The sequence below is a fragment of the Rhodopseudomonas boonkerdii genome (assembly GCF_021184025.1).
GTDB lineage: Bacteria > Pseudomonadota > Alphaproteobacteria > Rhizobiales > Xanthobacteraceae > Tardiphaga > Tardiphaga boonkerdii.
Genome location: NZ_CP036537.1, coordinates 1,026,973 through 1,039,591, shown reverse-complemented (window position 1 = coordinate 1,039,591; position 12,619 = coordinate 1,026,973). Strand labels below are relative to the sequence as shown.

9 protein-coding genes are annotated in these 12,619 nt (G+C 62.6%); 4 read left to right on the top strand and 5 right to left on the bottom strand.

Going from position 1 to position 12,619, the window contains the following annotated elements; genetic code table 11:
• The first annotated feature begins 234 nt into the window (after nucleotides 1–234).
• Both E0H22_RS04810 and E0H22_RS04805 read left to right on the top strand, forming a co-directional pair.
• Nucleotides 235–1,647, top strand: a complete 1,413-nt coding sequence (locus tag E0H22_RS04810; protein ID WP_233024515.1) for a GGDEF domain-containing protein — start codon at nucleotides 235–237, stop codon at nucleotides 1,645–1,647.
• A gap of 102 nt (nucleotides 1,648–1,749) precedes the next feature.
• On the top strand, nucleotides 1,750–4,488 hold the full coding sequence (locus E0H22_RS04805; RefSeq protein ID WP_233024514.1) for a bifunctional diguanylate cyclase/phosphodiesterase: 2,739 nt from the start codon (nucleotides 1,750–1,752) through the stop codon (nucleotides 4,486–4,488).
• A 24-nt stretch (nucleotides 4,489–4,512) separates the two neighbouring features.
• Here E0H22_RS04805 and E0H22_RS04800 read toward each other — a convergent pair whose 3' ends face one another.
• From E0H22_RS04800 to cobS, 4 genes are all read right to left on the bottom strand, one after another.
• Nucleotides 4,513–5,556: an esterase-like activity of phytase family protein gene (locus E0H22_RS04800; RefSeq protein WP_430715213.1), complete on the bottom strand. Its 1,044-nt coding sequence runs from the start codon at nucleotides 5,554–5,556 to the stop codon at nucleotides 4,513–4,515.
• A gap of 142 nt (nucleotides 5,557–5,698) precedes the next feature.
• Nucleotides 5,699–7,597, bottom strand: a complete 1,899-nt coding sequence (gene cobT / locus E0H22_RS04795; protein WP_233024513.1) for a cobaltochelatase subunit CobT — start codon at nucleotides 7,595–7,597, stop codon at nucleotides 5,699–5,701.
• A complete protein-coding gene (locus E0H22_RS04790) occupies nucleotides 7,597–8,007 on the bottom strand; it encodes a GNAT family N-acetyltransferase (RefSeq protein ID WP_233024512.1) in 411 nt (136 codons plus the stop codon). Before E0H22_RS04790 ends, cobT begins: the two co-directional genes overlap by 1 nt.
• Before the next feature lie 10 nt (nucleotides 8,008–8,017).
• Nucleotides 8,018–9,025 carry a cobaltochelatase subunit CobS gene (gene cobS, locus E0H22_RS04785; protein WP_233024511.1) on the bottom strand — a complete coding sequence of 336 codons (1,008 nt, stop codon included), beginning with the start codon at nucleotides 9,023–9,025 and terminating at the stop codon, nucleotides 8,018–8,020.
• A 258-nt stretch (nucleotides 9,026–9,283) separates the two neighbouring features.
• Between cobS and E0H22_RS04780 the strand changes: the two genes are divergently transcribed.
• Both E0H22_RS04780 and E0H22_RS04775 read left to right on the top strand, forming a co-directional pair.
• Nucleotides 9,284–9,940 carry a DedA family protein gene (locus E0H22_RS04780; protein ID WP_233026136.1) on the top strand — a complete coding sequence of 219 codons (657 nt, stop codon included), beginning with the start codon at nucleotides 9,284–9,286 and terminating at the stop codon, nucleotides 9,938–9,940.
• Between the two features lie 106 nt (nucleotides 9,941–10,046).
• On the top strand, nucleotides 10,047–11,009 hold the full coding sequence (locus E0H22_RS04775) for an acetyl-CoA carboxylase carboxyltransferase subunit alpha (protein WP_233024510.1): 963 nt from the start codon (nucleotides 10,047–10,049) through the stop codon (nucleotides 11,007–11,009).
• A 361-nt stretch (nucleotides 11,010–11,370) separates the two neighbouring features.
• Here E0H22_RS04775 and E0H22_RS04770 read toward each other — a convergent pair whose 3' ends face one another.
• Nucleotides 11,371–12,303: a peptidylprolyl isomerase gene (locus tag E0H22_RS04770; protein WP_233024509.1), complete on the bottom strand. Its 933-nt coding sequence runs from the start codon at nucleotides 12,301–12,303 to the stop codon at nucleotides 11,371–11,373.
• Between the last annotated feature and the right edge of the window lie 316 nt (nucleotides 12,304–12,619).

Below are 12,619 nucleotides of genomic sequence, written 5' to 3'. Positions count from 1 at the left end.
TCCGTCATGCATCCAATCGCGCATGGGGCCTTCACCCAGCGTTAACCGCCGGTGGTAAATTGGCAGGACAAGCTGCTGAAACGTCGCGGAAGCTTCAAATAATTACATCGTCGGGTGCTAAAGGGTACCACAATTGCAACAACATACCTTTGCCCGACGATGATTTCCCGCAACGACATCAAACCGACATGGCGACTCTCCCCGCGCTGGCTCGTAGCCGCGGCAGCGACGATCGTGATCGGCTTTTCACTGATCTGCGCCAGCGTGCTGTTCAGCATGCGCCGTGGCGACGAGAAGCTGGCGCAGCAGACCCTCGGCAATCTCGCCTCCTCCATCGACGCCGAGATCGCGCGCAATCTCGAACTCTACGACATGTCGATGCGCAATGTCGCCGCCAACATGACGTCGCCGGAATTGATGGAAGTCTCGCGCAGCGTGCGGCAGATGGTGCTGTTCGACTATGCCGCCACGGCACGTCATTTCGGCGCGATCCAGGTGCTGGATGCGGGCGGCAATGTCACGCTCGATTCATCGACGCTCGATCCGAAACAGCAGAATTTTGCCGGCGACGAATTCTTCACCACGCACCAGCGCGACCCGCTGTTCGGCCTCTATATCTCCCGCCCGATGCTGCACAACGGCGTTTACGGCATCGTGCTGAGCCGCCGCATCGCGGCCCGTGACGGTCAGCTCATCGGCGTCGTCACCGGTTTCATCGACTATAATTACTTCAATGAGATCGCGAGCCGGTTGCAGCTCGAGACCGGTGACATGATCTCGGTGCTGCGGCAGGACGGCGTGCTGATCATGCGCGCCCCCTTCGACCAGAACCTCATCGGCCGCGATCTCAGCCGATTGCCCGCGGTGCAGCGCGCGCTTGCGGCCTTCACCGGCAGCCATCTCGGCGAAACCGCCCAGGATGGTGTCCAGCGCCTCTATGTCTGGCGCGACAGCTCACATCCGCTGATCGTGATGGTGGGCCGCTCCACGGCGGTGATCTTCGGACAATGGCACAAGGAAGCGCAGCAGATTGCCGGCGCCATGGGTGCGCTCGGCCTGATCGCCTGTATCCTGATTCTGGTGCTGGCCAGCGAGATGAAGAAACGAGCCACCATGGAAGCCGAGATGGCACGCCTCGCAATGACCGACGGCCTCACCGGCCTCGCCAATCGCCGCCGCTTCGATATCGTGATCGAACGCGAGTGGCAGCGCGCCATGCGCGCGCAGCAGCCGATCTCGCTGCTGATGATCGATGCCGACCATTTCAAGGACTTCAACGATCATTATGGCCACCAGGCAGGCGACCTCGTTCTGTGCGGCATCGCCTGGAGCATCGCCCGCCATGGTAAGCGCGCCAGCGACTGCGCGGCGCGCTATGGCGGCGAGGAGTTCGCACTGATCCTGCCCGGCCTGTCGCTGGCGGAGGCGATCGAACTCGGTGAACGCATCCGCAACGAGGTCGGCAGCATCGAGCGCGAGGGCATGGCACCAACCACCATCAGCGTCGGCGCTGCCTGTCTGGTGCCGTCGGCACAGACATCGATGATGGAACTCATCAACAAGGCCGACACGGCGCTCTATGCCGCCAAATCGCTCGGCCGCAACCAGACCTATCCGCCGAGCGCACGAAACAGCCTCGCCGCATAACTCAATACCACTTTCTGGTTGCAATTAACTCCATATTCACCTGACTTACTAACCTCGCTTCTACCTCTGTGAGGGTATCCATATCCTCACAGAGGCGAGGACATGCGTTTGCAGTTTGAAGGACAGGTGAGGGAAAACGGGCACATCGCACCGTTCGTGCCTGGCGTTCGTGGCGCCATACCGCGGCGCGGCGTGGTACGCTGGCTCATCCTGGTGGGCGCGATGATCATCATCGCCATCATCATTGGCACGGCCATGACCGTGAACAACTTCCGCAAGCGCGCCCTCGACAACAGCAAACGCGAACTCGAAAACACGGCCTTGCTGCTGCAACACCATTTCGACCAGCAGTTTCAGGAACTGCAGCGCATCCAGAAAGGTTTGCGCGCACAACTGATGACCGACGGCATCATGACGCCGCAGAGCTTCGCTCACGCGCTGAGCGGCTTCGAAGCGCATCTGATGCTGAAGTCAAAGCTCGACGACGAATTCGCCGGCGAGCTGACATTGATCGATGCATCGGGGCGCCTGATCAACTGGTCAGGCTCATGGCCGGCGCCGGACATCAACATGGCCGACCGGGACTATTTCAACATCATCAAGGCGCAGAACTTCCGCGACGAAGAGATCGTACGGCCGGTGTTCAGCCGGCTTAGCGGAAAATGGAAAACGGTTTTCGCGCGCCGCATCAACGGCCCCCGAGGTGAATTCTTCGGCGTGATCACGCGTGGCATCGAGCCCATCTACCTGGAAAAGTTCTTCGCCTCGGTGTCGCTGGGCGAAAATTCCACTGTCGCCATGTTTCATCGCGACGGCACGCTGCTGGCGCGCTACCCGCAGAAGCAGGACGCCATCGGACGTGTGTTCAGTGGCAGTCCCCTGCTCGAACATCTGCGCCAGAGCAACGAGCCGGCGACGATCCGTACCGTCAGTCCGATCGACAACACCGATCGCCTCGGCACGATCCGGTTGCTGAAGGAATTTCCCATCGCGCTGATCGCCACATCGTCCGTCGATGGCGTGCTGGCGGACTGGCGTAACCAGACCAAGTTCCTTGTCCTTCTCGCAGTGGCCGCGACCCTGCTGCTGACCGGCTTTCTGTTCCTCATCATCCGGCACATCCGCCGGCAGAGCGAGAACGCGCAGCGCGAACTGACGCTCGAAAAGAACCGGCTGGCGACAGCCATCAACAACATGACGCAAGGCCTGCTGCTGTTCGACGCCGATGCCCGCGTCGTCGTCTGCAATCAGCGTTATCTCGATATGTACGGCCTGTCGCCGGATATCATCGTCCCCGGCCTTTCCTTCCGCGGCGTAATCCAGCATCGCAAGGACACCGGTTCCTTCGCCGGCAACGTCGATGACTATATCGACGCCGTGATGCGCGATAACGGTCGCTCCCACACACAATTCATGCAGACCGCCGACGGCCGCTCGATCCAGATCCTGTCGCAGCCGGTGGCCGATGGCGGCTGGGTGGCGACGCACGAAGACATTACCGAGCGGCGTGCTGCCGACGAACGCATTGCACATCTCGCCCATTACGATGCGCTCACAGATCTGCCCAACCGCACGCTGTTTCGCACCGAGCTGGAGCGCGAGCTGACGCGCGTCGGCCGCGGCGCGCAATGCGCCGTGCTCTATATCGACATCGACGAATTCAAGAGCATCAACGACTCGCTCGGGCATCCCGTGGGCGACGAGCTGCTGAAGGAAATCGCGCGCCGGCTGCGGCTATGCGTGCGCGGCTCCGATGTGGTGGCCCGTCTCGGCGGAGACGAGTTCGCCATCGTACAGACCGACATCAGCACCCACAGCGACATCACCGACCTCCTGACCCGCATCTATGCGGCGATCCGCGAGCCGCATGAATGTCTCGGCCATCGCCTGCTCACCGACGCCTCGATCGGCATCGCCATGGCGCCGCGCGACGGCACCGATCTGGATGAACTTCTGAAGAACGCTGACCTCGCGATGTACGGCGCCAAGGCAGAGGGCCGCCGCACCTTCCGTTTCTTCGAACCGCAGATGGACGCCAGGGCCAAGGCACGGCGGATGCTGGAGTTCGACCTGCGGCAGGCGGCGACCGATGGCGGCTTCGCGGCCGGCGGCTTCGAGGTGTTTTACCAGCCTCTGCTGAACCTGCGCGACGACGCCGTGGTCGGCTGCGAGGCTCTGTTGCGCTGGCGGCACCCGGAGCGCGGCATGATCTCGCCAGCCGACTTCATTCCGGTGGCCGAGGACATCGGTGTCATCAGCCAGCTCGGCGAATGGGTACTTTCGACCGCGTGCCAGGAGGCCACCCACTGGCCGGACGAAGTTCGCATCGCGATCAACGTCTCGCCGGCACAGTTCCGCGGCGGATCGCTGCCGCTGAAGGTGGCGGCGGCGCTCGTCGCGTCCGGATTGCCGGCGCGGCGGCTCGAACTCGAGATCACCGAAGCGGTGCTGATCCGCGATGACGAGATCGCACTCGGAATCATGCACGACCTGCGCGACATCGGCGTTCGCATCGCGCTCGACGATTTCGGCACGGGCTATTCGAGCCTCAGCTATCTGCAGCGTTTCCCGTTCGACAAGATCAAGATCGACCGCTGCTTCGTCACCGATATCGCCGACGCCCATGGCTCGTCCTCGATCGTGCAGGCAGTGGTGAACATTGCGGCCTCGCAGCAGATGACGACCACGGCGGAAGGCGTTGAGACCCTGCCGCAGAAGGAATTGCTGCGCGCGCTCGGCTGCACGGAGATGCAGGGTTATCTGTTCAGCAAGCCTGTACCGGCAGCGGAGGTGCGGGAACTGCTGGCGCGCGGAACACCGCAAGAAGGCGCCGCGGCGTGAACTCCGCCTTAGAGCGGATGAGTGCTATTCAATGAGCGTGAACTGCATCAGCAGCGTTCGCTGGAGCATCGAGAAGTTGTTGTCGGAGATCAGCGTGATGACCGTCTCACCATGCTCGGTCTCGTGGGTGTCGATGCCTTCGAAATTGTCGATCTCATAGCCGAGATCCGCTTCGAGAATGGTCGCGCCGTCGAGCACGGCGTTGGGCACCACCGCGGCCAGCGGAATGCGGCGAATGCGAATGCCGGTGTCGCCGAACAGCGAGAATTTGCGCTCCAGCAACAGCAGATCGCCGGACGGCAGCTGGGCGGCGTCGCTGATGTCGTATTTCAGCGTGCGGCGAATGCCGAATGTCGCCGGCGCCTTGCCGCCGATGATCCAGCACTGAATGTTGCCGGCGCTATCGAGGCCGCGCTCGGAGATCGCCAGCAACATGCCGGCCAGCGGCGAAGACTTGAACTTCTCCCTCGACACCAGAACCAGCGATTCCAGACTCTTGTTGTCCGGCAACCTGCGCATGCCGATCGGCTGCGGGATTGGCTCGCCGCGCGCATAGACGCCATCGCGCGCGAAATCGAACTTCACGATCTGATGCACCCGCTCGAAGCCGACATAGGCGATACCGTCCTCGAGGGCGAGGGCTTCGCTATCATACCAGCCGCGTGCTTCGAGCGGTTTGCCGTCGGCGCCCAGAATCGGCGCGGCTTCCACATCGACGAGGCCTGTCATGATGGCGCCGCCATAAGTAATCTTGCCAGTGAACCACATGCCCTTGTCGCTGAGCGCGACAAAGCGTTCACCCTTGTCGTCGAGCCGCAACGCGGAAATGCCGCCGAAGTCGCGATAGGACGACGTGAGCACGAGGCCGCTGCGATATTGCAGCGAACCGAAACGGGTGCGCGACGGATCGCGGGTGTCGAAGGCCGGCACCGGGCGGGCATCGACGGAGATCTTTTCCGCCGCTTTGGCGGAAGCCGGCGCCGGAACGGGGACCGGTTGCGCGCGCCCCATCGCCGGCAGCGCCGCGGTGGCGGCGAGCGAGGCGAGCATGGAGCGGCGGGTGAGCATGATGATGAACTACTTTGCCACGCCCACCACCCTCATGGTGAGGAGCGCGCAAAGCGCGCGTCTCGAACCATGAATGGAGTGCTCGGCCATCCTTCGAGACGCCGCTTCGCGGCTCCTCAGGATGAGGGCGGAGTACATGACCTCAGTTCGCCCTTCGCCGCCGGCCGTGGCTTGGCGCGGGCCCATTCGTCTCGCTGAAAAGTTCGGCGAGCTTCTCGGTGATGGCGCCGCCGAGTTCTTCGGCATCCACGATGGTCACGGCGCGACGATAATAGCGCGTGACGTCATGGCCGATGCCGATGGCGATCAGTTCGACCGGCGAGCGGGTCTCGATCTCCTCGATGATGTGGCGGAGGTGACGCTCCAGATAATTGCCGGGATTCACCGACAGCGTGGAGTCGTCCACCGGTGCGCCGTCGGAGATCATCATCAGGATCTTGCGCTGTTCGGGACGGCCGAGCAGGCGCTTATGCGCCCAATCGAGCGCCTCGCCGTCGATGTTCTCCTTCAGGAGCCCTTCGCGCATCATCAGGCCGAGATTCTTGCGCGCACGGCGCCAGGGGGCGTCGGCGGATTTGTAGATGATGTGGCGGAGATCGTTGAGGCGGCCGGGATTGGCCGGCTTGCCGGCCGCCAGCCACGCCTCGCGCGATTGCCCGCCCTTCCACGCCCGCGTGGTGAAGCCGAGAATTTCGACCTTGACGCCGCAACGCTCCAGCGTGCGCGCGAGGATATCGGCGCAGGTGGCAGCGACGGTGATCGGGCGGCCGCGCATCGAGCCGGAATTGTCGAGCAGCAGCGTGACGACCGTATCGCGGAACGTCGCTTCCTTCTCGTGCATGAATGACAGCGGCGAGAACGGATCGGTGACCACGCGAGACAACCGCGCGGGGTCGAGGATACCTTCCTCGAGGTCGAAATCCCAGGCGCGGTTCTGCTGCGCCATCAGCTTGCGCTGCAGCCGGTTGGCAAGGCGCGCGACGACGCCCTGCAGATGCGCGAGCTGCTTGTCGAGATAGGCGCGCAGACGCTCCAGCTCGTCGTGATCGCACAGGTCTTCGGCGGCGATGATTTCGTCATATTTCGGCGCGAAGGCGTGATATTCGGGACCGAGGCGTTCGTTCTGGTTGCGCGAATTCGGACGCGTCGCTTCGCCGGGCGTCTCGTCGTCGCCCATCTCACCGTCTTCGTCGAACGTGTCCGAGGCGGAGGCCTGCGCGCTCTCCATGGCGCTGTCAGTCATCTCGTCCGACGACTGCTGCGCCTGGTCCGCGCTCATCTCCTGCGCGGCGTCGCTTTCCGGCGAGCCTTCGGCGCCGTCCTGATTGTTCTCGCCCTGACGCTCGTCGTCATCGCTCTCCTCGTCATCGGGCTGGGCGTCACGGTCATCGCCGAGATCGAGATCGGAGAGCAGGCTGTGAATGGCATCGCCGAACCGGGCCTGATTCTCGGTGAGGCTTTCGAGCTGATCGAGGCGCGCGCCGATCTTCTCTTCGAGGATCGGACGCCAGAGATCGACGACTTTCCTCGCTGCGGCAGGCGGCGCAAGGCCCGTCAGGCGCTCCCGCACCAGCATCGCGAGCGCATCGGCCAGCGGCGCATCGGCACGGTCGGTGATCTCGTCGAATTTTCCGCGGTGAAAGTGATCTTCCAGCATGGCGCCGAGATTCTTGGCGACGCCGGCCATGCGGCGCGAGCCGATCGCCTCGACGCGCGCCTGCTCGACGGCCTCGAACACCGAACGCGCCTGCGGATTGCCGGGCATCAGCTTGCGGTGCACCTTCGGATCGTGGCAGGCGAGCTTCAGCGCGATCGAGTCGGCATGACCGCGCACGATGGCGGCATCGCGCTTGCTCAGCTTGCGCGCCGGCTCCGGCAACCGCGCCTTGCCGGGCGCGAGGCCGGGCTTCTCGGCCGCGAACGTGACTTCCAGCTCCGGCGTCCTGGCGATCGCGCGCAATGCGGAGGCCACCGAGCGCTTGAACGGCTCTGTCGGCGCTTCCTTGGCTCCAGTCCTGAACTTAATGTTGGGCGACGACATCACAACGCCTTCTTGAATCGGAACCACGTCATTCCCGGTTCGGGAAAGTCGTCGACTTGTCCATACGCCAGATATCCGTGCTTCTTATAGAAAGCTGGCGCTTGAAACGAATAGGTATCGACCAATAGACCTGTCGCACCTCTTCGCCTTGCTTCGGTTTCCGCAGCCTGTAGCAGGGACGAACCGAACCCGCGTGCCCGGTATCCATCCTCGACCCACAACAGCGTGACGATCATCCATGTCCCGACCCCTTCAGTAACCAAGCCGCCGCGGGCGACGTCTTTCTCTTTCACGGTCACCGCGAATGATTTCAGCGGACTGACGGTCTGATGTGATCGATTGAAGTCCCCGAGACCGGCGGCGACGAACTTCTTCGTCGCGCCGTATGTTGTCTCGATCTGGACTTCCATCTAATCGGCCTCAGGTCAGCGCCACGTTCACCGAGCTTTCCGGCAGCTCGGCATTGAAGCAGCGCTGATAGAATTCGGCGACCAAAGGACGCTCGAGTTCGTCGCACTTGTTGAGGAAGGTCACACGGAAGGCAAAGCCGATATCGCCGAAGATGTCGGAGTTCTCGGCCCAGGTGATCACCGTACGCGGGCTCATCACCGTGGAGAGATCGCCATTGGCGAAGGCGTTGCGCGTGAGGTCGGCGAGGCGCACCATCTTGTTGACGATGTCCTTGCCCTCGGCGGTTTGATAGTGCTTGGCCTTCGCCAGCACGATCTTCACTTCCTCGTCGTGAGCGAGATAGTTCAACGTGGTGACGATCGACCAGCGGTCCATCTGGCCCTGATTGATCTGCTGGGTGCCGTGATAGAGACCTGACGTATCGCCGAGACCGACCGTGTTCGCGGTCGCGAACAGGCGGAAGGCCGGGTGCGGCTTAATGACCTTGTTCTGGTCCAGCAGCGTCAGGCGGCCGGCGACTTCCAGCACGCGCTGGATCACGAACATCACGTCCGGACGGCCGGCGTCGTATTCGTCGAACACCAGCGCGACATTGTGCTGCAGCGCCCAAGGCAAAATGCCGTCGCGGAACTCCGTGACCTGCTTGCCGTCGCGGACGACGATGGAATCCTTGCCGACGAGGTCGATACGGCTGATGTGGCTGTCGAGATTGACGCGCACGCAGGGCCAGTTCAGGCGAGCCGCGACCTGCTCGATATGGGTCGACTTGCCGGTACCGTGGAAACCGGTGACCATCACGCGGCGATTGCGGGCGAAGCCGGCGAGAATCGCGAGGGTCGTGGCGCGGTCGAAGCGGTAATCGGGATCGGCATCCGGCACATGCGGATCGCCATAGGAGAAGGCAGGCACTTCGAGGTCGGAATCGATACCGAATACCTTGCGCACCGACACTTTGATGTCGGGAATGCCGGTCAACGCTTCCTGCTGGTCTTGCGCTTTGGTCATGGCGGCGGTCATCGATCCTCCGTGGTCCCGGGAATGCCGAAACCAGTCTTTCAGTTTGGCTACGGATGGGGTGCTTTGCGGAACGTAGCAGAGAGCCGCGGCCGGACAAAGCCCAAGGGGACGTCAAAGCGAACGGCAAAGTTCCAAAATGTAATCATATAGATAGGTTGTAATGACGGTTTTTGGAGCCCTGCCCTGCGAATTGGGCGATGCTAAAGTAGCTGCCATTCATTGAGGTAATCCTTGGCCACCCGGCCAGATCGGACTTTCGTGCACCACATCATCGACACCATCACACAATTCGTCGGTGCCCATGCCTGGCTCGGCTATCTCACCGTATTCCTGGCCGCGCTGCTGGAGGCGATCCCGGTGCTCGGCACCTTCATCCCCGGTACGACGCTGATCCTGGCCCTCTCGGCCCTGATCCCGGCGGGTGACCTCAGCCTTGCCGGCGTGCTGGCAGCGGCGGTCCTCGGAGCTGTCCTCGGCGATGGCGGTGCGTACTGGGCCGGACATGTGCGGCAGCGCGCATTGTTGCAGGCTTGGCCGCTGAAGAACTATCCCGGCGTCGTTGCGCAGAGCGAAACCTTCTTCGATCGTTTCGGTGTCTGGGCGGTGTTCCTTGCCCGTTTCGTGCCGCCGATCCGCGCTTTCGTGCCGGTCACCGCCGGCGCGCTCGGCATGGCGCCAGCAAAATTCGCTCCGGTAAACATCCCCGCCGCACTGATCTGGGCGCCCGCGCATGTGCTGCCGGCCGCCTTCGCCGTCTCCGCGCTCGAACATTTTGGCGGGCTCGCCGGCCTCGAGCACAAGGCCAGGCATTACAGCGTCTTGGTCGTCTTGGTGCTTGCGATTGTCCTCGGCGGCGCCATCTGGTGGTGGTGCCGGCGCAATGCGTCGCACGGCAACCAAAAATCAACCCTTTGATTTATCAACTAAAAGAAACCTTCTCGGCTTGACTCCGGCCACTGTTTCACCCGAAAAGCCTGCCACCGCAGTTTTGCCTGCCGCCCGATCTCCCCATATTGAACGAATGTCCGACCCCATGCGCAGCTACCTCGACTTCGAAAAGCCGGTTGCCGAGCTTGATTCCAAGATCGACGAACTGCGCGTGCTCGCCGCCGGTGGCAGCGATATCGGCGAGGAGATCGTCCGTATCGAGGACAAGGCAGTCGCCGCGCTGCACGAGCTCTATGCGAACCTGACGCCGTGGCAGAAGACCCAGGTCGCGCGCCATCCGCAGCGTCCACATTGTGTCAACTACATCGACTCGCTGGTCACTGAATTCACCCCGCTCGCCGGCGACCGCAAATTCGGCGAGGACGAAGCGCTGATCGCAGGCTTCGGCCGTTTCCGCGGCGAGAGCGTCTGCGTGCTCGGTCAGGAAAAAGGCTCGACCACCGAAACCCGCCTCAAGCACAATTTCGGCATGGCCCGCCCCGAAGGTTATCGCAAGGCCGTTCGCCTGATGGAGATGGCCGACCGTTTCGGCATTCCGGTGTTGTCGCTGGTGGACACCGCCGGCGCTTATCCCGGCATCGGCGCGGAAGAGCGCGGGCAGGCGGAAGCCATCGCGCGCTCCACCGATGCCTGCCTCGCGCTCGGCGTGCCCAATATCGCCGTCATCATCGGTGAAGGCGGCTCAGGCGGCGCCATCGCCATCGCCACCGCTAACAAGGTGCTGATGCTGGAACACGCGATCTACAGCGTGATCTCGCCGGAAGCGGCGTCCTCGATCCTGTGGCGCGATTCATCGAAGGCGCAGGAAGCCGCGACCAACATGAAGATCACCGCGCAGGACCTGCTTCGCTTCGGCGTGATCGACATGGTGCTCAAGGAGCCGCCCGGCGGTGCCCATCGCGATCCCGCAGCCATGATCGCGACGACCGGCGATGCGATCGCGCAGGCACTCAAGGAACTGAACGGCATGGACAGCACAGCTTTGCGTCAGCAGCGCCGGCAGAAGTTTCTGGATATCGGCAGGAAGATTGGCTGATCTTTCTTCTCCCTCCCCGCAAGGGCAGGGCTAGAGGATTTGGCGAAGCGCAAAGAGGATAGTGCTCGGCCTGCATGGTTCGAGACGCCCGCTTCGCGGGCTCCTCACCATGAGGATCTTCTACAGAGCCATCCTCAGTCCTCATCCTAAGAGTCGACTCATAAAGCAGTCGAGGTGGTTTTCGGCTGCTTTTGTTCGGAATAATGCCCGTTCAGCTCAGGATCTCGATTCTCCGTCCCTCATCCTGAGGAGCCGCGTAGCGGCGTCTCGAAGGATGGCTGCAGGCGGCCTTAGTCATTCACACACATAACAAAAGCCCGCCTTTCGGCGGGCTTTCGCGTTTCAGCAGCTAGCGTCGTGCTTACTTCTTTGCAGGAGGCGCCATCTTGTTGTCGGACGGCTTCGGTGCATCCTTTGCGGCCGGAGCGGCTTCCGCCGGCTTCGCAGCAGCCTGATCGAGACGCTCCACCTTCGCGCCCTCGCGCAATTTGGTGACATAATCCGCCTGCGCCTTGCGGACGACATACTGCTCGATCTGCGGCTTCACCTGATCGAAGCTCGGCGCCTGACGGTTGCGCTTTTCCTCGACCTTGATGATGTGCCAGCCGAACTGCGACTTCACCGGGTCCGAAATCTTGCCCGGCTCCAGCTCAAAGGCGACCTTGGAGAATTCCGGCACCATCTGGTCCTTGGTGAAGAAGCCGAGATCGCCACCATCGGCCGCGCCCGGATCCTTCGACGACTTCTTCGCCAGTTCGGCAAAGTTGGCGCCCTTCTTCAGTTCCTCGGCGATCTTCTTGGCCTCGTCCTCGGTCTCCACCAGGATGTGGCGGGCATGAACCTCCTGCTCGCCGGAAATCTGCTTGGCAGCGTCGTCATAGACCTTCTTCATATTGGCATCGGTCAACGCTTCCTTGCCTTCGGTGCCGAGCAGGCTGTCCATCAGCAGGCGGTTGCGGGCGAAAGCCAGCTTGGCCTTGAAGTCGTCGCGGTCGGCGACCTTCTTGTCCTCGGCCGCCTTGGCGACGATCTTCATGTCGATCAGGAACGACAGCACGTTGTCCTTGCGGGTCGCCGGGTCCATCTGGGCGAGGCTCGGCCCGAGCTCTTCTTCCGCGATGGCGACGTCGCTCTGGCGGATTTCCTGGCCATTGACCTTGGCCAGAACCGGATTGGCGTCTTGCGCGTAAACCGGGAAACTGGACAGGAACGCCACCGCAACAGCGCCGGTGAGAGAGGCCAGGATCAGGCCGGGGCGCTTGCCCGGCTTCTGGGCGGGCGAAACGTTGAACATCGGGAATTCCTCAATCTGTAGGGTGCCTGTTTGGGACGGCGGACAGTCTCCCAAACTACCCATTTTGGCAACGCGAAAACTCTGTCAAAATCATGAAATCCTTGACACCTTGCCGCCGTTGACATCCCCCCGGACGCCCCATATCTCTCCCCGACCGGGCCGGTGGCGAAGGTGCGATTTCGGCTGCGCCGAGGCCATTGAACCCTTGATCGCCCGACCTCCACTATCACCCGACGGCCTTCGATATCGTGGCCGGCAGGCGATGCGCCGCAGACCATCGCGGGGCGATCCGCTGAACCAATTCCACGGCCCTCCA